This is a genomic window from Veillonella montpellierensis DSM 17217 (genome assembly GCF_000426745.1).
Classification (GTDB): domain Bacteria; phylum Bacillota; class Negativicutes; order Veillonellales; family Veillonellaceae; genus Veillonella; species Veillonella montpellierensis.
Genome location: NZ_AUFY01000002.1, coordinates 18,043 through 41,660, shown reverse-complemented (window position 1 = coordinate 41,660; position 23,618 = coordinate 18,043). Strand labels below are relative to the sequence as shown.

General features: G+C 33.9%; 17 protein-coding genes and 1 other RNA gene. 17 read left to right on the top strand and 1 reads right to left on the bottom strand.

Features of this window, described 5'->3' with window-relative positions; all coding sequences use genetic code 11:
• The first annotated feature begins 40 nt into the window (after window positions 1–40).
• From rnr to bioF, 5 genes are all read left to right on the top strand, one after another.
• Window positions 41–2,476: a ribonuclease R gene (rnr, locus tag K357_RS08495; RefSeq protein ID WP_081658369.1), complete on the top strand. Its 2,436-nt coding sequence runs from the start codon at window positions 41–43 to the stop codon at window positions 2,474–2,476.
• A gap of 15 nt (window positions 2,477–2,491) precedes the next feature.
• A complete protein-coding gene (gene smpB, locus K357_RS0101085; protein ID WP_028257060.1) occupies window positions 2,492–2,962 on the top strand; it encodes an SsrA-binding protein SmpB in 471 nt (156 codons plus the stop codon).
• A gap of 285 nt (window positions 2,963–3,247) precedes the next feature.
• Window positions 3,248–3,742, top strand: a complete 495-nt coding sequence (locus K357_RS0101080; RefSeq protein ID WP_028257059.1) for a hypothetical protein — start codon at window positions 3,248–3,250, stop codon at window positions 3,740–3,742.
• Between the two features lie 110 nt (window positions 3,743–3,852).
• Complete coding sequence (locus K357_RS0101075; protein ID WP_028257058.1) at window positions 3,853–4,599, top strand: 6-carboxyhexanoate--CoA ligase; 747 nt, start codon at window positions 3,853–3,855, stop codon at window positions 4,597–4,599.
• A 190-nt stretch (window positions 4,600–4,789) separates the two neighbouring features.
• Window positions 4,790–5,950, top strand: coding sequence for an 8-amino-7-oxononanoate synthase (gene bioF, locus K357_RS0101070; protein ID WP_028257057.1), 1,161 nt, complete (start codon window positions 4,790–4,792; stop codon window positions 5,948–5,950).
• A 306-nt stretch (window positions 5,951–6,256) separates the two neighbouring features.
• Here bioF and ssrA read toward each other — a convergent pair.
• Window positions 6,257–6,600: a transfer-messenger RNA gene (gene ssrA / locus K357_RS09440) on the bottom strand.
• Between the two features lie 318 nt (window positions 6,601–6,918).
• Between ssrA and K357_RS08490 the strand changes: the two genes are divergently transcribed.
• From K357_RS08490 to glpT, 12 genes are all read left to right on the top strand, one after another.
• Entirely contained in the window at window positions 6,919–7,464 is a 546-nt protein-coding gene (locus K357_RS08490) for a TetR/AcrR family transcriptional regulator (RefSeq protein ID WP_051211949.1), read from the top strand.
• 18 nt (window positions 7,465–7,482) lie between these two features.
• Window positions 7,483–8,622 (top strand): efflux RND transporter periplasmic adaptor subunit, encoded by a 1,140-nt coding sequence (locus K357_RS0101060; RefSeq protein ID WP_028257056.1) that lies wholly within the window; start codon window positions 7,483–7,485, stop codon window positions 8,620–8,622.
• An 11-nt stretch (window positions 8,623–8,633) separates the two neighbouring features.
• A complete protein-coding gene (locus tag K357_RS0101055; RefSeq protein WP_028257055.1) occupies window positions 8,634–11,747 on the top strand; it encodes an efflux RND transporter permease subunit in 3,114 nt (1,037 codons plus the stop codon).
• Window positions 11,748–11,957: 210 nt separating this feature from the next.
• Complete coding sequence (locus K357_RS0101050; protein ID WP_028257054.1) at window positions 11,958–13,238, top strand: manganese-dependent inorganic pyrophosphatase; 1,281 nt, start codon at window positions 11,958–11,960, stop codon at window positions 13,236–13,238.
• Between the two features lie 75 nt (window positions 13,239–13,313).
• Window positions 13,314–15,503, top strand: a complete 2,190-nt coding sequence (gene pcrA / locus K357_RS0101045; RefSeq protein ID WP_028257053.1) for a DNA helicase PcrA — start codon at window positions 13,314–13,316, stop codon at window positions 15,501–15,503.
• An 11-nt stretch (window positions 15,504–15,514) separates the two neighbouring features.
• Window positions 15,515–17,512, top strand: coding sequence for an NAD-dependent DNA ligase LigA (ligA, locus tag K357_RS0101040; protein WP_156004859.1), 1,998 nt, complete (start codon window positions 15,515–15,517; stop codon window positions 17,510–17,512).
• A gap of 261 nt (window positions 17,513–17,773) precedes the next feature.
• Window positions 17,774–18,064, top strand: a complete 291-nt coding sequence (gene gatC, locus K357_RS0101035; protein ID WP_028257051.1) for an Asp-tRNA(Asn)/Glu-tRNA(Gln) amidotransferase subunit GatC — start codon at window positions 17,774–17,776, stop codon at window positions 18,062–18,064.
• Window positions 18,031–19,533: an Asp-tRNA(Asn)/Glu-tRNA(Gln) amidotransferase subunit GatA gene (gene gatA / locus K357_RS0101030; RefSeq protein ID WP_051211947.1), complete on the top strand. Its 1,503-nt coding sequence runs from the start codon at window positions 18,031–18,033 to the stop codon at window positions 19,531–19,533. The genes gatC and gatA overlap by 34 nt, the downstream gene beginning before the upstream one ends.
• Window positions 19,530–20,972 (top strand): Asp-tRNA(Asn)/Glu-tRNA(Gln) amidotransferase subunit GatB, encoded by a 1,443-nt coding sequence (gene gatB / locus K357_RS0101025; RefSeq protein WP_028257049.1) that lies wholly within the window; start codon window positions 19,530–19,532, stop codon window positions 20,970–20,972. The genes gatA and gatB overlap by 4 nt, the downstream gene beginning before the upstream one ends.
• Window positions 20,973–21,186: 214 nt before the next feature.
• Window positions 21,187–21,528 (top strand): hypothetical protein, encoded by a 342-nt coding sequence (locus K357_RS0101020; protein WP_028257048.1) that lies wholly within the window; start codon window positions 21,187–21,189, stop codon window positions 21,526–21,528.
• A 96-nt stretch (window positions 21,529–21,624) separates the two neighbouring features.
• A complete protein-coding gene (locus K357_RS09835; protein WP_169712399.1) occupies window positions 21,625–21,798 on the top strand; it encodes a helix-turn-helix domain-containing protein in 174 nt (57 codons plus the stop codon).
• Between the two features lie 360 nt (window positions 21,799–22,158).
• Window positions 22,159–23,487: a glycerol-3-phosphate transporter gene (gene glpT, locus K357_RS0101010; RefSeq protein ID WP_028257047.1), complete on the top strand. Its 1,329-nt coding sequence runs from the start codon at window positions 22,159–22,161 to the stop codon at window positions 23,485–23,487.
• Window positions 23,488–23,618 lie beyond the last annotated feature (131 nt).

The following is a 23,618-nucleotide window of genomic DNA, read 5'->3' as shown; positions in this document are numbered from 1 at the left end:
TATAACTAATTATCAACAAAAGTGAGAGTCTATGAATTCTATACGAACACAGTTAATTTCTTTTTTTAAAGAAATTGCACCTGAATCCTATCATATTGAAGATGCTGCTTATATTCTTCATATAAAGGGCGCAGATACATTAAACAATTGTATCAAAATAGCTCGGCAATTAGCGAACGAAGGTATTTTATGTACAACTAATTACCAAGTATATTCTTTTGGTACCGCCTATGAAGAATTTGAAGGTATTTATAAAGCATATCGATCAACATATGGCTTTGTACTAATGCCAAATGGCGTCGAAGATATTTATATCAGTGAAAGTAATCGTTATAAAGCTATGCATAATGACAAAGTACTAGTGCGTTTATTGTCTGATTCGCCAAGTACAAATCATCATCGCGAAGGAATGATTGTCAAAATTTTAGAACATGCTAACGAAACAATTGTAGGTACGTATGATCGATTATTAAAATTTGGCTTTGTTACACCGATTGACGAACGACTAGGTGATGATATTTATATAGACTTATCTAATGCACTAGATGCTCGTTCTGGTGCTAAAGTTCTAGTAAAAATTACACAGTGGCCAACAGAAACAAAAAAAGCAGAAGGTAAAATCATTGAGATTTTAGGCTATAAGGGAGATACCGGATTAGATATTAGTCTAATCATGGCTAACCACCATATACCATGTTCCTTTCCCGCAGAAGTTATCGATGAAAGTAGTGCTATATCGAAATCTGTTGACTATAATCAATCACGCATGAATTTACGCGATGAGTTGGTTATCACTATCGATGGGGAAGATGCAAAAGACCTAGACGATGCTGTTAGCGCTAAACGATTAGATAATGGTCATTTTGAATTAAGCGTGCATATCGCTGATGTAAGTCATTATGTAACATCTCGTAGTGCTATTGATCAAGAAGCCTATAATCGCGGAACTAGTGTATATTTAGTAGATCGTGTAGTGCCCATGTTACCAGAAATATTATCTAATGACATTTGTAGTTTAAATGCTCATGAAGACAGAAATACTATGACATGTATCATGGAGATTAATGCTCATGGGAAAGTGGTAAATTATAAAATAGCACCTTCTATTATCAATGTGGGGCGTCGCTGTAACTATAAAGAAGTTTATAAAGCGATTACCCAACAGATTATACCTGATGATTTAGCGCCTTTCATGGATATGATTCGATTATTATATGAAATATCTAAGATTCTAAAAGCTATGAGGAAAAAATCAGGAGCCTTAGATTTTAATTTTCCCGAATATAAAGTACTATTAGATACTGATGGAACTCCACTTAGAATTGTAAAAAGGGAACGTACATTAGCCGAAGAGTTAATTGAACAATGTATGTTACTAGCTAACGAAACCGTAGCTTCCCATTTAGAAAAAACGCAACACACCTCTATCTACCGTATTCATGAAAAGCCTAGTGAAGAGAAATTAAATCAGTTACAAACCGTTACTCATTATCTAGGCTCTTCTACTACATTTGATGCAAACACAATCACACCTAAAGCCATACAAGAATTTTTAAACTATAGCAACGGTACTGATTTTGAAGCAGTGACACAAATAATGACATTACGCTCCATGCAACAAGCTAAATATAGTACTGAAAACAAAGGTCATTTTGGATTAGCCTCATCCTGTTATACACATTTTACTTCCCCCATTCGTCGCTATCCTGACTTAATGGTGCACAGATTGTTAAAGGCTAACTTACATTGGTCATCTGGATATATAAAACGTGATTATAGTGAACAGTTTTTAATGAAAGCTGCTGAGCATGCATCAAAACAAGAACAGATAGCTGTAGCAGCTGAGCGAGATGCAGAAGATTTGAAAAAAACAGAATATATGGTGCCATTTATAGGTGATACTTTTATAGGAAAAGTTAGTAGTATTACATCGTTTGGAATGTTTGTAGAACTAGAAAATGGCATTGATGGTCTTGTCCATATTAATATGATGAATGATGATTATTATTTTTATGAAGAAGAGCACTTTGTATTAGTTGGAAAACGGACTGGTAAAATATATCGATTAGGTCAAGAGGTTGAAGTAACCTTAATTAAAGCGGACATAGAGAAAAAACAAATCGACTTTGTACTTGGCAAGGTTGATAATCTACGGAGCTTACAAAATCAACTAGAGAAAAATGCGAATAGTAATTCTAAAAAAACTGATTATTCCCGTAAGAAAAAAGAAATTCATAAAACACACCATACTAAAGACAAGAGAAAAATAGATCGCACATCCGCCTCTCATCATCACAAAACTAGTAATAAGTATAAATCAATATCAAATATTTCTAGCAATCTAGAAAATAGTGAGCTCTACAATGACACGGAAGAATACTATATAAAAAAATTACACTACAAAGATAAAAATAATGAAAAAAACCCGAGAAAGAAAAAACATAAAACTCGCTGTGCTAAGAAGAAGCATATATAACAAAAGGAGATAGCTATGTCTAAAAAAACGAGCAATTCTTTAATTACAGATAATCGTAAAGCTCGACATGATTTTAATATTCATGATACATTTGAAGCAGGAATTGCATTAACTGGTACAGAAATAAAATCAATTCGTCAAGGAAAAATAAATTTAAAAGATAGTTTTTGTCGTATTGAAAATGGGGAAATCTTACTATATCAAGTTCATATTAGCCCTTATGATCAAGGTAATCGATTTAATCATGACCCTGAACGAACACGAAAATTACTTATGCATAAGTCTGAAATTCATAAATTATTAGGACAGATTAAGGAAAAAGGATACTCTTTAATTCCTCTTAACTTTCACTATGCACATGGTTATGTAAAGGTTACATTAGGATTAGTAACTGGTAAAAAAAATTATGATAAACGTCATGATATAGCAGATCGTGATGCAAAGCGTGACATTCAACGTCGCTTACGAGAACAAGAAAAATATTAATCCTCTTATCATTAAATTACTAGTATCATAGCTATGCTTGCATCTATTTATGTACTCATCTGAGCTTTGATACATAAATAAGTGAAACTAGCATTGTATGGTCCTATAAAATTATATATCTCTAAAAGAGAATGCCCTATAGTCTATTAAGTATTGACTGTAGGGCATTCTCTTTTATATTTTAAATTTCTTATTGATAATTAAAACAACTTTATTTATAATTAAATCAAATGTAAACCTTATTTTATTATTTTAGTTAACAATTTTGTTTATCGAGGTGCTGTGATGAAAACAAAATCTATTATCAAAATTGCTATTCTTGCTGCTTTAATTAGTATTGTAGGGGCTATCAAAATTCCTAATCTTATACCTGGATTAGAATTTCAATTATCTGCGCCGTTAGCGATTGTAATATGTGTATCTTTTGGATTTAAAAAATACATTATTGCAGGATGTATTTCAAGTCTGTTGGGATTATTACTCGGTACGCAAACAATAGTCAATGTTATGATTGCCCTACAATTTAGATTAATCGTAGGACTAATCATATATCTTGGCCAACGTCATATACTATCAATTATAATTGCTGGCCCAATCGCTTCTACATTATCCCGAATTTCCCTAGGTATATTCTTTGGAAAACTAAGTATTGCATTGGTAGCTGCAGCCGTTCCAGGCATGATATTCACTGCAATAATGGCCCCTATTTTATCAAAAGTCATGGTACTAGTCGTAAAGCGCAGTAAAGCACTGTCTGCCACAACAAGTTGCCTATCCTAATTAAGAAGAAATTTTTTAATTTCCTATCAAGTGAAAGATGATACTAACTCGTCATCACTTGTATTATAAAGTAATAATGAATGATAAGTAAATTGATAAAGGATTATATTATGTTATACAGTATTCGAATGAGAGCAGCCAAAGGTGGATCGCATGAAACAGGAGGTACACATATTTCAGGTGCAGAACGGATTGTAGCAGATAACGAGTTATCTACCATTGCATCAGAATTAATCACTAGGGCTTTACATCATGCCAAGGGACAAGCAGACTATATTAATCTTACTATTGATACCGTTAATAAAGACAACGTCATCTATATTAACAGCTTACCGATAGAAACTCATACTGTCAATTCTGTAGAGGAAGGACATGCAACTGCTACAGATTTATTAGTAAAAAGTGGTATCACTCCAACTGCCTGTAATCGTGCTATCCAATTATTGCTTACATTAACAACCAATATGCGTGGTGCCATATTACTGGATGCCGTAACAGGCAAACGATTAGATTCTACTAATGATCGTGGTATTCGAGTAAGTCATATGGATGCTATACAATCTAATACAGTTCTTTCAGGTAAACACCATATGTATGAAGCACTCACATTGGCTAGTAAGGTATCATCTTGTAACGGTGTATTAGGAGAACTATGTTGGTCAGATGATCCAGAATACGTAATTGGCTATGTCAGTTGTAATCATACGTATCATAGAATTAGTAAAATGAAAGTTCCTTCATCACCTATGGGAGGACGCGTATTTTTTATTCAACCTCATATGCCAGTAGAACCTATTATAGATTACTTAGAAAATACTGATGTACTAGTTGATATAAATCATGCATGTATAAAATAAAAGTTATTCGTACAATCTACTACACAAAGTAGTAATTTATTGAAGTAGTGCTAACATATATACAATCTAATATATGTAAAAATTAATTACAAAATAGTAGATATGTTAGTATTCATAGTGAATAGCGCTCATTTTTATAAGTAATTTTTAGAAATAACAACTATATCACTATATTGATAAGGAATATGCTATGAATTTAATTAAATATATAACGTTATTAGAAAATAAAAGAATAGAAAAATTATATCGTCATTGTACAGAATATTACCCTAAGTCTCCCTCAACAGTTGTATTAGAAGGGAAAGAGTATGTAATGATGGCCTCTAATAACTATTTAGGCCTCACACATCATCCTAAAGTTATACAAGCGGCTATACGTGCACTAGAAACATACGGTACAGGTTCTGGTGGTTCTAGACTAATTAATGGTACGCATAAATTATTTACTACATTAGAAAAAGAATTGGCCACCTATAAAGAGACGGAAAAGGCTCTAGTATTTAACACAGGCTATATGGCAAACGTAGGAACTATTAGTGCCCTAATGGGAAAAGATGATCTCATCTTTAGCGATGCCTTAAATCACGCTTCTATTATCGATGGTTGTCGCATGAGTAAAGCTAATATTATTACGTATGAACATTGTAATATGAACGATTTAGAGAAAAAATTACAATCTTATGGCAATCAAAGTCAAAATAAATTAATTGTAACAGATGGCGTATTTAGTATGGATGGGGACATAGCACCACTGGATAAATTAGTTTGGCTAAAAGAAAAATATAATGCCTTATTAATGGTAGATGATGCCCATGCCACTGGTGTTATAGGAAATGGTAAAGGAAGTGCCCATCATTATCATCTAGCTCATAAAGTAGATATACAACTTGGTACACTAAGTAAAGCACTCGGCTCTGTTGGTGGATTTGTTGCAACAAACTCTATTATTTCTGATTATCTAATAAATACTAGCCGTCCTTTTATTTTTTCTACTGCCTTGGCGCCTGCTAATATAGGCACTGCCTTAGCGGCATTAGAACTAATCGAATCAGATACCACTTTGATTGATAAATTATATAATAATGTAAAATATTTATCCAACCGATTACAACGAATAGGTCTTTTAGCTACCTCACATACACCTATTTTCCCGATTATTGTAGGTAATGCAGAAAAAGCATTACGCTTATCAGATATATTGAAAGAAAATGGTATTATAGTAACTGCGATTAGACCGCCCACTGTACCAAAAGGGGAGTCAAGATTACGTTTAACAGTTACTGCCTCCCATACAGAAGAACAATTGAATCAAGTAGTGGATGCATTTATATCTATTTTTAATGATACATGATAAATAGGATATACAACTCACTTCCAGTAAAGTATATGTACAATTATTACTGCATGACCACACTCCATGAAACTCCTCTATACATAAGAAGAGAATTATACTATAAAAACAACAGAGTATGTCTGTATTATCGTATATAAGCAGTAAAATTAATTTTATTATACATATAAACAGCAACATCTAAGCAAGAACTAGTCCGTAAAATTATAGAATATTACGCCTAACAAATCATGCATAAGATGTTGCTGTTTTCTACTAAAAAACAGTAATAAAAACTATCTCTTATTACTGTTAATACTATATAGATGGTGGAGATGACGGGAGTCGAACCCGTGTCCAAAAGCGTTGCCATATAAACTTCTCCGAGTGCAGTTAATGTTTGATGATTTCAAAATAGTTTTTGTACATTAACAAACTAGACTATTTCTAACTCATGTAATTTTACTTAATTTATATGAGTCTTTAAATTAAGCTAGCCCGTTGTTTGACGTTCTTTCTATCCCTACGGGCCAGAGATAGAAGAACGTAGCTTATGCAGCTAATGCAAAATTTTCTTCTGCGTTTAAATGTTTTCCACCGTTTATCGGCCTAATGGAACGCCGACTCGCTATTTATACCACACTCGCCCCTGTCGAAACCTTTACATCCCCAGGTATGTGTTATTTCATTATAAAAGTCATACCTACTATTGTCAATATCAAATCCTATCATATGAGAACAGAAGCGCCCGCAGCACTACCTCTCCATAATGATATAAAAAATGCTTTAACACATGATATAAAAATTCTATGAGAAGATATTAATACTTACATGTTTTAGAAAGCTTTATAAGCAATATGCCACAATATATCTATATTACAATAGATGGGGGATGTTTGACACACCTCTTTTTTTTCAGTAAAATTAAATGTGGTACTGAATTAGCCTTTTTAAGTTTTTACTAATTCTACTTATATATCGAGGACCATATGAAAGATAAAATTTTAGAAGCTGCTAAAATTGCCATTGAAACACAAGGTGTTATGTTTAAAATGGATGATTTAGCTAAAAATTTGAACATCAGTAAACGTACTTTATATGAGCACTTTTCATCAAAACAAGAAATTATAGAAACAATTATAAATAACTTAGTAAACGACTTTCATAAAGTACATCATGCTATACTAATCGATACTACATTAACGGTAGAAGAAAAATTGATAAAGTATTTTTCCTATCGTTCGCCTATTTTTAGCTCATTACAAGGAGAGTATTATCGTGAGTTATATATTAAAATGCCTGATGTATTAGAATTTTGTACAAAGCGTACAGAAAAAGATTGGCAAGAGCTAAAAGAGTTTTTATGGGAAGCACAAAAAAAAGGGAAAATTCGTAACCTAGATATTGATACAACTATTTTATTGATGAAAGGTCTTATGCAGCTTATATTTTATGATAATTCTAAAAGCTTAGATGAATGTTATCAATACTGTCTAAAAGGGACTGATATTATACTAAAAGGGATAATCCGTTAAATGAGAGGAGTTACAGTAATGAAATTATTTAACACTAAATTAGTAGTATTACTATCAGCTATAAGTCTGTCTATAGTCATGATAGGTACTACAGGATGTGGACATCAGGCACCACCAAAAGGAGATATTATCGTCAACTCCTATAAACTTTCTAGTTCAGATGTACAAACTAATTCTTCTTATACTGGCACGATTATTGCACAAAACAAAACTGCTATTCATGCACGTGTAACAGGCTATGTTATCGAAAAATATGTAAAAGGTGGCGATCATGTAGTGGCTGGACAACCACTATATAAATTAGACTCTCGTCAATATGAAGCTGATTTAGCTAGTGCTCAAGCTAGAGTAGCCAGATCAAATGCTGCCTATGAAAATGCCCGTCGTGATTTAGAACGGTATCAACGACTAGCTAATGACAATGCAATTGCTCAACAAACAGTAGATACACAAGCTGCTACAACAGAACAATCTATGGCTGCAGTACATGCCGATGAAGCAGCTATGCAAATTGCAGAAAATAATGTTTCAGATACTATCGTATATGCACCATTCACTGGAACCCTTGAAATGAATGATGTCGACTTAGGAACCTATGTAACAGCAGGACAAACAACATTAGTTACCATCGATTCTATTGATCCTATCTTTGTTCAATTCAGTCTTACAGAAGCTGAGTATTTGAGCCTTATGAAAGAATTCGGACTTGGAGCAAATAACAAATTACAACTTAAACTTGGCGATGGTTCTTTATATCCATATATGGGAACCATCATGCAATCTGCTAAGACATTAGATCCTGGTACGGGTAAATTAATTATAAAAGCTTCTTTCCCTAATCCTGACGGCTTGTTAATACCTAATATGTTTGCTACTGTAATGGTTCCTGGACAGGTTGTTAACAATGCCATATTAGTACCATCCAGAGCAATTGTCCAAGTATTGGATAAGAATTTTATCTATATTCTTGATGAAAACGGAAAAGTCACTCAAAAACCAATTGAAATAGCAGGAACACAGGGAATTTATACGATTGTAAAATCTGGAGTTGCTACTGGCGACGAAATTGTTGTAGATGGTATTACTAAAATAAAAAATGGTGCTATCGTAAAGGCCAAATGTATTAGCAAAAATGAATTAGAATCTACTGGTAAATAGGAGGTAATAACGTGTCCAAATTTTTTATTAACCGACCTATATTTTCTATTGTTATTGCTATTGCTATTACATTGATTGGTGTCCTATCTATGGTAAATTTACCAGTAGCTAAATATCCACAAATTACACCACCCACTGTACAAGTGAGAGCCATATATCCTGGAGCAACAGCAGAAATAGTTAATAACACTGTTGCCTCTGTTATCGAAAACCAAGTTATTGGTGTACAAAATATGGATTATATGGTATCTAATAGCTCTAATAATGGTTTTTATTCATTATCTATCCAATTTGATCAGGGGACTGATGCAGATATGGATACAGTAAATGTACAAAATCGTGTGGCAGCAGCAGAAGCTGCATTACCAAGTGAAGTAAAAAACATAGGTGTTACTACAGTAAAATCAACGGGGGATATGGCATTTATATTTAGTCTTAATTCCCCCAATGGGACCTATAATGATGTATTCTTAAAAAATTATGGTAGTAACTACTTAATGAATGCCATAAAGTCTATCAATGGGGTAGGGTCAGTCCAAGAATTTGGAGCAGATTACGCTATGCGTGTTTGGTTAAATCCATCCAAAATGGCTCTCTATAATATTACTATTGCTGACATTACTAAAGCACTACAAATGCAAAACAAGCAGGCCGCTGCTGGTACGATTGGTTCTAATCCTACTAACGGGGATCAACAATTTGAATACCCTATTAAAGTAAATGGTAAATTACAATCTGTCGAAGAATTTGGCAATATTTCATTGTCTAATATAAATGGTAATGTATTGCATTTACGAGATGTTGCACGAATTGAATTAGCTAGTAAAAGCTATGACTTTGTAGCACAAGTTAATAACAAACCAGTTGCAGGTTTTGCTATTTCTTTAACCAATGATGCCAATGCATTAGAAACAATTAAAGAAGTACGTAAGGTGTTAGAAGAAGAATCTAAAAACTTTCCACCAGATTTGGAATACAATATCGTTGTTGACAATACGGAGTTTGTAACCGCTTCCATTGAGGAAGTACTACATACATTTGTAGAAGCTTTATTATTAGTTTTATTAATTGTGTATATCTTTTTACAATCTTGGCGTTCTACAATTATCCCTATGATTGCTGTACCAGTATCTTTATTAGGTACATTTGCAGCATTCCAAGTATTAAACTTTTCAATTAATACATTAACATTATTTGCTATGGTATTAGCCATCGGTCTTGTCGTAGATGATGCCATTGTAGTAGTAGAAGCTGTAGAATATGAATTGAAATATAATGGATTACGGCCTAAAGAAGCTGCTTTAGCGGCTATGAAAAATGTACAAGGCCCAGTTATAGCCATTGCTTTTGTATTAGTATCCGTTTTCGTGCCTGTATCATTTATGGGCGGGATGACAGGTATATTATATAAACAATTTGCTTTAACCATAGCCGTATCAGTCATTATATCGGCTATGGTAGCCCTTATAGTAACTCCAGCCTTATGTGGCACAATGTTGAGACCACACAAATTAAAGGAAAAAGAGGATATTATTCATCGTGGGCTGCAGCGTTTTAATGCTTGGATTGATAAGTTCACGAATTGGTATGGATTTGCTCTTGTTAAACTAAGCAAAAAGTTATGGTTATCGATTCTTGTATTAGTAATATTTGTAGTTACTTCTTTAGGCGCATTAAAACTTACACCGACTACATTTGTACCAAGTGAAGATAATGGTTTTTATATCGTAGCTGTCAATCTTCCTGACGGAGCAACTAATTCAAGAACTAATATGACCCTAGAAAAAATAGCTAATTTTTTACGAAGCGATTCAGATATACGAACTGTGTTTGCTGTATCAGGATTTGACTTATTAGGAGGAAGTCAAAAATCAAGTGCAGGTGCTATCTTTGCAGCACTACATGATTGGGATCAACGAACTCGAATGGAACAACAATTAAATACCAAAATCAGAAAAACCTTTGGCTTTGCAGGAAAAGAAGTACCAGAAGCTACTGTATTAGCCCTCAACCCACCATCTATACCAGGACTTGGTGCAACTGGAGGTATAACTATGTACTTAATCAATAAGGCCGGAGATAGCACTGATTCTATGGCAAATGTTGCTAAAGAATTTGTAGCAGCAGCTAATCAAGATCCATCCATTGCACGTGCATTTACGACATTTAGTAATACAACACCGACATTAGATTTTGCGATTGATCGTGATAAAGCGGCACATGATGGAGTTGCATTAACAGATATTTATACAGCTTTACAAGGATTCTACGGAAGTTTGCAAGTGAATGACTTTACAGAATTTGGTAAAAATTATAAAGTAATGCTCCAAGCCGACCAAGAATTTAGGCAAAATACAGATGCATTACATATGATTTACGTTAAAAATTCCTCAGGTAAATCAGTACCAATAGCTAATTATATTACTAAAAAACAATCTGGATCCGCTGCTACATTAACACGATTTGATAATGCCTTAGCAATACGAATCAATGTAACTCCAACTGGAAGCTCTGGCGATGCAATGGCCGCATTAAAAGCAATTCCATTACCTTCAGGATATTCTATTTCATGGGCGGATCAATCTCGAGAAGAGAGCAAGGCTAGTACACAATCGGCTATTATACTGGGACTCGGTTTAATATTTGTATTCTTAATCTTAGCCGCTTTATATGAATCTTGGAAAGTACCATTTGCTGTACTTTTCTCCGTTCCTTCTGGTATTTTTGGAGCCGTAGTAGTCCCTATGTTATTAAACTTTACCGGATTTTTCCTATTATCAAATAATTTATACTTTCAAATAGGATTATTAACATTAGTAGGATTAGCTGCTAAAAATGCAATTCTCATCATAGAATATGCTAAAATTCGTGTCGATCATGGAATGGACTTTGTATCCGCTGCTATTGAGGCTTCTAAAATTCGCTTACGACCTATTCTTATGACATCGTTAGCGTTTATTCTTGGTACTATACCATTAGCACTTTCAAGTGGCGCTGGTGCTGCTTCACGTATATCCATGGGGATAACCGTTGTAGCAGGTATGACTACAGCAACTATATTTGGTATCTTTATCATTCCCATGTTATTCATTCTAATTGAAAAATTAGGCCAACGTAATGATTAAAGCGTATAGGTTAATTTCCATTTATGACCTATCTAATAGACTAATAATAAGCAATCGTGCTATACGTAATATCATAACTCATTTCTCGTTTGTCATATTCCTTATGTATTCTCAAGGTGACTAATTGAAGAAAATTTATAAAATATGCTATAATTATAGAGTTAAAAGTAAGATAAATACCAATAAGTATCAATGTATGAGGTGATATATATGAGTAAATCAACAATTTTAGTAACAGGACATAAAAATCCTGATACCGACTCCATATGTTCGGCTATTGCTTATGCTAATTTAAAGCAACAATTAGGTGTTAATGCAAAAGCAATTTGTGCTGGAAAAGCAAATAAAGAAACTTCATTTGCTCTCAACTATTTTGGATTCAAACAACCTGAAATTTATACAAGTTTTGCTGTACGAGTGAAAGATGTATTAGTTTCAATCGATGGGATAGATACAAACGCTGATTTAAAAGCTATTGATGCTTGGCGCAAAGAAACAGGGATGAATCGTATTCCTGTAGTTAACGGTTCTTCGTACATAGGTGTCATTACCCCAAAACATTTATTAGATGCTATGAGCGATGCATTAAATGGAAAAAATCTTACTATTACTGCTGGAGAAATTGCAAAAACAACTGCGTGTCAAGTAATTTCACCATCTCTAAAATTAAGTGATTTTAATCGTGGTCATAGCGGTGCATTTCCTGTTGTAGAAGATGGTGTTTATTTAGGTATGGTATGGGCTAATGCAGAACCACCTAAAGAAAAACAAAAAGTTATTTTAGTTGATCACAATGAAGCTAAACAAATTATTGATGATATTGATGAAGCAGAAATCATCGAAAATATTGATCACCACAGAATAGGTGGATTAGTTACAGAAAATCCTATTTTTATTCATTATGAACCTGTAGGGTGTTCTTCTACTATTATTTCTAATATGTATTGGCAAATGAATCAAGATATTCCTAAAAATATTGCGGGATTAATGTTATCTGCTATTATTTCAGACACAGTTTTATTCCGTTCTCCAACTTGTACCCCAAAAGATAAAGACGCAGCTACACGACTAGCTACTATTGCTGGTGTAGATTTAGAGACCTATGGTATGGAGTTATTAAAAGCTGGTGCCGATGTATCTGATTTATCTGATGAACAACTTGTGCGCACTGATATGAAAGAATTTTCCGCTGGTAACGACACTATTTCTATCGGACAAATATCTGTAATGGATACGACAGATATTTTAAATCGCAAGTCATCTATCATAAAAGCATTAGAAGAATTGCGTCAAAGTAATGGATATATAGGTTCCTACTTAATGATTACTAATATTTTAGAAGAAAGTACTGATTTAATATTTAGTGGTGATATAACTGATACAGTCAAGAAAGCCTTCGGCAAAGAAGTGTCAGACAACGCCATCTTCTTAGAAAAAACAATGTCTCGTAAAAAGCAAATTGTCCCTCCAATTTTAGGTGCAATGAAATAAAAGAGTAGTACATAATAAAAACGTTGCATTTTGCAACGTTTTTATTATGTGTGTGAATGGATGAAAGGAAGTACTATGAATCCACTCTTACTAGAATTAAATAAAGAACAACAAGAAGCAGTAAAACACACAGAAGGCCCATTACTCATATTGGCCGGTGCTGGATCTGGAAAGACAAAAGTATTAACATCACGTGTAGCCTATCTATTATCACAAGGTATTAGTCCATATGAAATTTTAGCTATTACGTTTACTAATAAAGCTGCCAAAGAAATGAAAGAACGTGTAGAAAATTTGGTAGGAGAGCAAGCTAAAAATATCTGGTTAAGTACGTTCCATAGCTTTTGTGCTAAACTCTTGCGTTTTGAAATTGATGGATATATGGGATATACCCGTAATTTCACAATCTATGATACTTCTGACTCGCAAGCTGTCATCAAGCATGCATTAAAATCTTTAAATTTAGATGACACCTACTTTCCGGTAGGTTCCATGCTAACAGCTATATCATCAGCCAAAAATAAACTACTATTTTCTTCTGAGTATAGGAAATATGCAAGTGATTTTTACAGTCAAAAAGTAGCCGATGTCTATGAGTTTTATGAAGGGGAGCTGAGAAAAAATAATGCCCTTGATTTTGATGATCTATTATTGGTTACAGTAAAATTATTACAATCTAATGCAGCCCTACTCGATAAATACAGTCATCGTTTTCACTATATTATGATTGATGAATATCAAGATACTAATCACGCCCAATATATATTATCTCAATTATTAGCCTCCCACTGGAAAAATATATGTGTAGTGGGGGATGTGGATCAGAGTATTTATGCATGGCGTGGTGCAGATATTCAAAATATTTTAGATTTTAAGACAGATTATCCAGAAACCGTTCTAATTAAACTAGAACAAAACTATCGGTCTACTAAAATTATTTTAGATGCAGCCAATGCAGTAATTGATAATAATCAAGGCCGACCTGCTAAAAATTTATGGACCGATAAAGTAGATGGCACTAATATACAACATTTTACAGCTCAATCAGAACATGAAGAGGCTGCTTTTATTGGCGATACTATTTATAAAAAATATAGTATTCATTCAATTCCTTATGGGGATATGGCTATTTTATACCGCACTAATGCACAATCACGTATACTGGAAGAAAATTTAATAAAACGTGGTATTCCGTATACTATGGTGGGAGGCACGAAATTCTATGACAGAAAAGAAATTAAAGATGTACTAGCCTATTTACGTGTTTTATATAATCCATTTGATGATTTAAGTTTATTGCGTATCATTAATGTACCTAAGCGAAGTATTGGTACTACAACGGTTACTAAACTGCAAGAGTATGCAAAGGCTACTGGCAATTCTATTTTTATGGCCTTAACCCAATTGCAGTCAATTTCTACCATCAAAGGTAAGACAAGAGAGAAACTGGAAGAATTTGGAATTCTCATTTTTAATCTTGTGGCCACGATGAATGAAAAAAATGTACTAGAATTATTAGAAAGTATATTAGAAGAAACAAAGTATTTAAAAAATCTAGAAGATAGTGATGATCCACAGGATGAAGTACGTGCAGAAAATATTGGTGAGTTATTATCTGTAGCTAAAGATTTTATTGATAGTCATGAATCAGGCACGGTAGAAGATTTTCTTGAACAAGTCGCATTAGTCAATGATGTTGATTCCTTTGAACAAGAAGACTCTAAGGTTACATTAATGACACTTCATGCAGCGAAAGGCCTAGAATTTCCCATTGTATTTTTAGCTGGTTTAGAAGAAGGTCTATTTCCACATAGTCGCACATTAATGAATCCAGAAGAAATTGAAGAAGAACGTCGTTTATGCTATGTAGGTATTACAAGAGCAGAAAAAGAACTTTATATTTCAAATTCTATTACGCGAACTGTATTTGGTCGCACGTCTAACTATTTACCATCACGTTTTTTAGGAGAGATTCCTGAAAATTTAATGGATCAATTACAGAATAAGCAAAAAGTTTCCAATGATATAAAACGAGTTGTACCACCACATATGTCCGTATCTACTAAACCTAAGATTAAGCCAATTATTAGAAATACAGAAATTGAAAATTGGCAAGTAGGCGATACGGCTATCCATGCTAAATGGGGAAATGGCACAATCATTGATGTAGTTGGTAATGGTGCTGCAATGAAATTAAAAATTGAATTTCCTACTATGGGTATTCGTATGGTAATGGCCAAGTTTGCACCAGTGAAGAAAGGGTAATTCATATTATGATAGAAATCAAAGAACGAATTGAAAAACTTCAGAAAGATTTAAATCATTATGCATACTTATATTATGTAAATGATGCGCCAGCTATTTCTGACTATGAATATGATATGTTATATCGTGAATTAGTAACATTAGAATCAAAATATCCAGAATATATTACACCCTATTCGCCTACACAGCGAGTGGGTTCCAAAGTAGAGGGTGGCTTTAATAAAGTTGTTCATGGTCGTCCTATGCTTAGTTTAAGCAATGTATTCAACGATGATGAAGTACGTGCCTTTGATAATCGCATACAAAAAGAATTAGGACATGCCCCCACCTATGTGGTAGAACTAAAAATTGATGGACTAGCAGTCAATTTACACTATAAAAATGGGCTTTTTGTAAAAGCTGTGACCCGCGGAGATGGTAAGATAGGAGAGGATATTACACTCAACGCGAGAACGATAAAATCAATTCCTTTATATATCGAAAATGCTCCCTCATATATAGAAATTCGTGGAGAAGCCTATATGCCGCATAAAGCCTTTAAACGTATCAATATAGCGCGCGATGAAGAAGGGCTTTCTCCCTTTATTAACCCTAGAAATGCTGCTGCTGGATCATTACGTCAACAAGATCCAGCAATTACAGCCGATAGGGAATTAGCTTTTTTTGCCTATGCCATTGGTGAATCTGATGGAGCAACGATTAGCTCTCAACAAGAATTATTGGAAACACTTCATCACTATAAATTTTCTGTTAACACTAATTATCGTGTATGTAAAAACATAGATGAAGTCTTAGACATGATTCATGAATGGAGCGATAAACGGCATACATTACCTTACGATACAGATGGTATTGTTATTAAAGTCAATTCTTTTAAAGACCAAGAAATATTAGGGTCCACAATCAAAGATCCAAAATGGGCAACTGCTTACAAATATCCTCCAGAAGAAATCGAAACTGTTCTCAAATCAATTTCTATCAATATTGGCAGAACTGGCGTTTTAACACCAACCGGTGAATTAGAGCCAGTTTTCATATCAGGAACTAACGTTAGCCGTGTCACATTGCACAATATTGATTTTATTAAAGAAAAAGATATCAGAATTGGAGATCACGTCTTAGTACATAAAGCGGCAGAAATAATCCCTGAAATCATTCGTGTAGTACCAGAAAAGCGTACTGGTCAAGAAATACTATTTACTATGCCAACACATTGCCCTGTATGTCATTCACAAACAATCCGAAAAGAAGGTGAGGCTGCTGTCCGTTGCAGTAATGCCCACTGTCCAGCTGTTGAAAAAGAAAGTATTATTCACTTTGCTTCGCGCGATGCTATGAATATTGATGGGTTAGGTCCTAGTATTGTCGATAGCTTAATTAAAAATCATTTGGTAGAAACAGTAGTTGACTTATATCATCTTACTACCGAAGAGTTAATAACCATGGAACGTTTTGGTCAAAAATCGGCAGAAAACTTAATCAATGCTATTGCCTCTTCTAAAAATAGAGGATTAGATAAAGTATTATTTGGATTAGGGATTCGCTTTATAGGTGCAAAGGCAGCTAATACAATTGCCACCTATGTACATTCCATTGATAAATTATTAACCATTAGTAAAGACGATTTAATAGCCGTTGAAGAAATTGGTCCAACTATGGCAGAAAGTATCATTAACTACCGAAATGATGATTACCATCGCCATATTATCGAAGGTTTACGACAAGCTGGTGTCGTCTTAACGATGCATACGCCACAAGCTAGTAGTGAAGAACTAAAAGGTGAAATCATAGTATTGACAGGCAAACTTGCTATCATGGGGCGCAGTGAAGCAGCTAAATTACTAGAAGCTCATGGTGCTAAAGTAACTAATTCAGTTAGTAAAAAAACAACATTAGTAATTGCTGGGGAAGATAGTGGTAGTAAATTATCGAAAGCACAAGAATTAGGCATTCGTATCATAGGAGAAGATGAATTTATACAATTAACTAATCAATTAAAGAGTACGTAAAGCATCCAGCAAATCTATCCTTTAACGTATTATTGATTTTTATTACTTCTACGTCATATATTATGCTACTAATGATGATAGATGCATATTACTAGGGTCCATAAAATATATATCCAAAACTACCATTTCATAAATCTAGAAACCTAATGCATATACTGAAACGGTGATTAGACTACTATTTATTCCCTTATAATTCTTTTTATTTCACTATATTTTGTAGTATAATGATAGGCGTATACTTGTTTGAAAGGATGTGTATTCATGAAAATTACTAAGGAAGAAATTAAAAATATTGCGCTTCTTTCTCGTTTAAGCATTCCTGATGAAAAAATGGATGAAACCGAAAAAGCCTTAAGTGATATCTTAACATATGTAGATCAATTAAATGAACTAAATTTAGAAGGTGTGACTCCTATGCCTCATGCAGTAGAATTGCACAATGTTTTACGTGAGGATGTAATGAAACCATCATTAGATCATGATTTAGCACTATCCAATGCACCAGAAGAGGATGACGGATGTTTCCGAGTACCTCGTGTTGTTCAAGAATAGGAGGCATAGCAGTGACAATTCACGATTTACATAATAAATTAGTCAACAAAGACATATCTGCAGTTGAATTAACCCAAGCCATGATTGCACATAAAGAAAAGGTAGAACCGACTGTTAACGCATACTTATCAGATTCGCACGAAGAAGCCTTAGCTACAGCAAAAACGATTGACAAGAAAATTGCTGCTGGTGAATCAATTCCTATGTTAGCAGGTATTCCCGGCGCTATAAAAGATAATATCTGTATTCAAGGACAACCTGCTACCTGTGCTTCTAAAATGCTAGAAAACTTTATTCCTCCATATAATGCTTCAGTTATTGAAAAATTAGAAAAAAATAATTACATTAGCTTAGGCAAAGTCAACATGGACGAATTTGCTATGGGTGGCTCTACAGAAAACTCTGCCTTAAAAAAAACAACGAATCCATGGAATACTAACTATGTACCTGGTGGATCTTCAGGTGGTAGTGCCGCTGCTGTTAGCTCTGGTTCTGCTATTTGGAGTTTAGGATCTGATACAGGGGGGTCCATTCGTCAACCCGCATCCTATTGTGGCGTTGTCGGCTTAAAGCCTACTTATGGCAATGTTTCCAGATTTGGATTAATTGCGTTTGCCTCTTCCTTAGATCAAATTGGCCCTGTTACTCGTGATGTAACCGATGCTGCTATTGTGCTAAACGCTATTTCTGGACACGATGAAAAGGATTCCACATCTATCCCTGGCGATCGACCTGATTATACAAAAGCATTAATACAAAATGTAAAAGATGTAACAATTGGACTACCAAAAGAATTTTATACCGATGCATTAGATGCAGATGTGCGTAATGCATTAGATAACGCTGTTGAAACCTATAAACGACTAGGGGCTAATATTATTGAAGTTAGTTTACCGACTATTAAATATGGTTTGTCTGCCTATTATATCGTAGCCTTAGCGGAAGCGAGTTCAAATTTAGCCCGTTATGATGGTGTTAGCTATGGACTACGTGTTGACGCTGATAATTTAGTAGAAATGTCGACTAAAACGAGAACTATAGGCTTTGGTCCAGAAGTACAACGTCGTATTTTGTTAGGTACTTATGTACTTAGCTCTGGATATTATGATGCCTATTATTTAAAAGCACTAAAAACTCGTCGTTTGATCAAAAATGAATTTGATAATGCTTTTGCTAAATGCGATATATTATTAACGCCAACAGCACCACATACAGCATTTAAATTTGGTGAAAAAATTAATGATCCATTAGCTATGTATTTAGAAGATATTTGTACAGTCCCAGTTAATTTAGCTGGTATTCCTGGCATAAGTATTCCTGCTGGTATATCATCAAATGGTTTACCAATTGGTATGCAATTATTAGCACCGGCTATGGGAGAAGAAGTATTACTTCGTACTGCCTATACATTCGAGCAAGCTTGTCCTGAATGTAGTAGCGTCGCACCAACTGGGGAGGTTATTCTATGAAATATGAAACAGTCGTTGGTTTAGAAGTTCATACAGAGCTAAAAACTAAATCTAAAATTTTCTGTGGTTGTACTACTGAATTTGGTGGAGCCCCTAACACCCACGTATGTCCAGTTTGTTTAGGCTTACCAGGTGTTTTACCTGTGATTAATAAAAAAGTAGTCGACTACGCTATAAAAGTAGGATTAGCATTGCATTGTGATATATTACAATTTAATAAATTCGATAGAAAACAATATTATTACCCTGATTTGCCTAAAAATTTTCAAACCTCACAATATGATTTACCAATTTGCTTAAATGGATATTTAGATATCGAAGTAGATGGTAATACTCGTCGTATCGGCATCACTCGTATCCATATGGAAGAGGATGCTGGTAAACTCGTACATAGTGGTAATACTATTTCTGACTCCAATTCATCAAATGTTGATTATAATCGTACTGGTGTGCCTTTATTAGAAATTGTATCAGAACCAGATATTCGTTCTGGGGCAGAAGCTAAAGCATATGTAGAAAAACTACGTTCCATTCTGCAATATTTAGATGTATCTGACTGTCGTATGGAAGAAGGCAGTTTACGGTGTGATGCCAATATTTCGATTCGATTAATGGGAGATACAAAGTTAGGTACTAAGTCAGAAATAAAAAATATGAATACCTTAACAGGTATTCAAAAAGGCATTGAGTATGAAGCACTGCGCCAAGCCCAATTAATAGAAGATGGTGGCAGTGTTGTACAAGAAACACGTACATGGGATGATGCACAAGGTATTACATTATCGATGCGTAAGAAGGAAAAAGAAAATGACTATCGTTATTTCCCAGAACCAGATTTAGTACCTATTATTATCTCTGATGAACAAATTGAAGCCGCACGCCAATCATTACCTGAATTACCTGATCAAAAGTTAGCACGTTTTATAGAAGAGCTTAAATTATCTCGTGAAGATGCAACTATTTTAACATCTACTCGACAATCTGCTGAATACTTTGAATCTGCTATTGCAGCTGGCTCTGATCCTAAAACTGTAGCAAATTGGATGTTAGGTGATTTATCTAAAATGGTGAACGAAAATAATCTAACTTTTGACAAAGCGAAAGTAACACCTCAACAATTATCCGCTATGATTGCATTGATTGAAAAAGGTACTATCTCTGGGAAAATTGCTAAAAAAGTAATCGTTTCTATGTGGAATACAGGAAAAGATGCCGATACAATTGTAAAAGAAGAAGGATTAGTACAAATTACGGATACGAGTGCTATTGAAGAAATTGTAAAGCAAGTAATCGCTAACAATCCAAAGCCAGTAGAAGATGTAAAATCAGGAAATAATAAGGCGATTGGTTTCTTAGTCGGTCAAGTTATGAAAGAAAGTAAAGGTCGTGCAAATCCAGGTCTTGTAAATCAATTATTACAGAAACTGTTACATGCATAACCTATATAGTAGTTCGTATCTATCTATATAACTATATATAATTCAGTATCATCTTATATTTGTAGACCTTCAATCTATCTATATGTTTGACTATATTATATAAACAATATATTACATTAATACTCTTCCTATATATGAGTAGAAGAAACAGAATTATGAGAAGACACATAATTCTGTTTCTTCTCATAAATAGTGTATGCTTATGGGAGATACGATGAATAAGGAAACTATACACAATACATCTAATACAACTATCTTGACTGATGAAGATCATCAAACTTTTGATGGTATAACGCTTGATGAAAAAGGCGAAGAGATTCATGATGAACCTATAACCTCACAACATGCTAATTCAAAGCGCACTCACTATGAATACCAAAATTTTAAAGTATATACAGTGACTCCAAAATCATTATTACTAAAACTTGCTATTGCCGCTATTCTAATAGCAGTGATTATAAGTATTATCATCTTTGGAGGAATCTACTTAATCGGCTTTGGAATAATTGCCGTTATTGGTTTGATTATTTCCTTATTAACAGGATTATTCTTCTAATAAATCTTATATTTCAAATTTTTAGCGCTTTTATTATATATTATCAGTATATAATTTATTAATCATATTAGGAGTATTATGAAACTATAGGATGTAATGACAACGCAAGAGGCAGGGGAACGTTGGGATATTCCAGCGGACTCAATCAAGCAATGTTGCTTAAAGAGGTATACAAATAAACAGTTTACACATGATGAAGCTATAAAATCAGGAAAGAATTGGCTTGTTACACGTCAGGGACTGGAACGATTATATGAGAAAATAAAATAATGATTCCAATAAGAACTAGTGAAAATGGCAAAACTAATTATAATGTATTGATAGTTAGTAGGTTAATTTTATAACTTGAATGATTAAGAACAAGCCATTTTATATAGTTTTATTGCATTTTAATAAAATAATTTTATACATTAAGATATGTATGCATATATACAACTCAATAATAAATCGAAAGTGTCACTTAATTCTATGGTTGTAAGCAATTAATCGATGTATATTCATCATAATTGCTAGCACCTGTAAATCATGCTATCATGGGGAGTAGTTATTAGTTCATTACAACACTCATAGCAAGAATGAATATAATAACATAATTTTTATAAAGTTATATTTTAGGGAGGATTGGTTTGTATGTCAATATTTTCACCAGCTCCATTCAAGGAACGCTTACCAGAAAGTCAAATTGATGCAACCTATAATCGATTGCGTAAAGAAGTATTTGCTGGCACATTTCTTGGATATGCTACATTTTATTTAATTCGCCAAAATTTTAGTTTAGCTGTTCCATATATGATTGCTGAATATGGGTATACAAAAGCTGATCTTGGCATTGTCATGACCATGTTATCTGTTGCCTATGGCATTAGTAAATTTGTAATGGGGAATGTATCGGACCGATCAAATCCTAAATTCTTTGCTACTGCTGGTTTATTATTAAGTGCATTTGTAATGCTATTATTTGGTACAGTGCCTGGTATATTAAGTAGTATTCCAATCATGTGCGTACTAGCCTTTCTAAATGGTTGGTTCCAAGGGATGGGATATCCTCCATATGCTAAAAATATGGTAACGTGGTTTTCTAAAACAGAACGCGGAGCCTGGTGGTCATGGTGGAATGTATCACATAATTTAGGTGGCGGTATTATCGCGCCATTAGCTACATTAGGTATTTTCTTATTTGGTACATGGCATAGTATCTTTTTCTTTCCTGCATTAATTTCTATAATCCTTGCCATAATTACCTTCTTCTTATTGCAAGATACACCTCAATCTTGTGGATTGCCACCTATTGAAGAATATAAAAATGATTATCCCGACAAACATGTAGAAGAAAATAAAAAATCATTTAAAGAAGTATTTAGCAAATATATTCTTCATAACAAATTTTTATGGTATCTAGCAATTGCTAATATTTTCGTTTATTTTATCCGATATGGTGTTGTCAGTTGGGCTCCAACTTATTTGACTGCCATAAAAGGTTTTTCTAAAGAAGGCTCGCGTTGGGCATATTTCTTATACGAATGGGCAGGAATCCCAGGCATGCTAGTAAGTGGTTATTTAAGCGATAAATTATTCCGTGGCAGACGTGCACCAGCTACAATTTTATTTATGGTATTTGTTATTTTAGCAATTCTCGTGTACTGGTTCAATCCAGCAGGTAATTTACTTATCGATAATTTAGCTTTAATCGCTATTGGCTTCTTAATTTATGGACCAGTTATGATGATTGGTTTACAAGCAGCTGATATGGTTCCTCGTGAAGCTACTGGTGGAGCTACCGGTTTAACTGGATTACTTGGTTATCTCGTTGGTTCTGCTGGTGCCGGTGCCTTCATGGGACTTATGGTGGACTTATATGGATGGGACGGGGGATTCGTAGCTCTCGTAGGTGCATGTATTTTAGCAATTATTTTCTTGCTTTTAACATTAGGCGATAAAAAATCACAATATATTAATTAGTCTATACCCTATAGACCATATGAATTTCTATGATTACACAGTAAAGCCTCAGTATGATAATCAATACAATAGATTATCATACTGAGGCTTACTACTTTATCATATATAATGGTTATAATATGCTTACCCTT

Coding starts and splice junctions, on each gene's coding strand:
- smpB (WP_028257060.1), top strand. CDS start 2,492: ATGTCTAAAAAAACGAGCAATTCTTTAATTACAGATAATCGTAAAGCT.
- K357_RS0101080 (WP_028257059.1), top strand. CDS start 3,248: ATGAAAACAAAATCTATTATCAAAATTGCTATTCTTGCTGCTTTAATT.
- K357_RS0101075 (WP_028257058.1), top strand. CDS start 3,853: ATGTTATACAGTATTCGAATGAGAGCAGCCAAAGGTGGATCGCATGAA.
- bioF (WP_028257057.1), top strand. CDS start 4,790: ATGAATTTAATTAAATATATAACGTTATTAGAAAATAAAAGAATAGAA.
- K357_RS08490 (WP_051211949.1), top strand. CDS start 6,919: ATGAAAGATAAAATTTTAGAAGCTGCTAAAATTGCCATTGAAACACAA.
- K357_RS0101060 (WP_028257056.1), top strand. CDS start 7,483: ATGAAATTATTTAACACTAAATTAGTAGTATTACTATCAGCTATAAGT.
- K357_RS0101050 (WP_028257054.1), top strand. CDS start 11,958: ATGAGTAAATCAACAATTTTAGTAACAGGACATAAAAATCCTGATACC.
- pcrA (WP_028257053.1), top strand. CDS start 13,314: ATGAATCCACTCTTACTAGAATTAAATAAAGAACAACAAGAAGCAGTA.
- gatC (WP_028257051.1), top strand. CDS start 17,774: ATGAAAATTACTAAGGAAGAAATTAAAAATATTGCGCTTCTTTCTCGT.
- gatA (WP_051211947.1), top strand. CDS start 18,031: ATGTTTCCGAGTACCTCGTGTTGTTCAAGAATAGGAGGCATAGCAGTG.
- gatB (WP_028257049.1), top strand. CDS start 19,530: ATGAAATATGAAACAGTCGTTGGTTTAGAAGTTCATACAGAGCTAAAA.
- K357_RS0101020 (WP_028257048.1), top strand. CDS start 21,187: ATGAATAAGGAAACTATACACAATACATCTAATACAACTATCTTGACT.
- K357_RS09835 (WP_169712399.1), top strand. CDS start 21,625: ATGACAACGCAAGAGGCAGGGGAACGTTGGGATATTCCAGCGGACTCA.
- glpT (WP_028257047.1), top strand. CDS start 22,159: ATGTCAATATTTTCACCAGCTCCATTCAAGGAACGCTTACCAGAAAGT.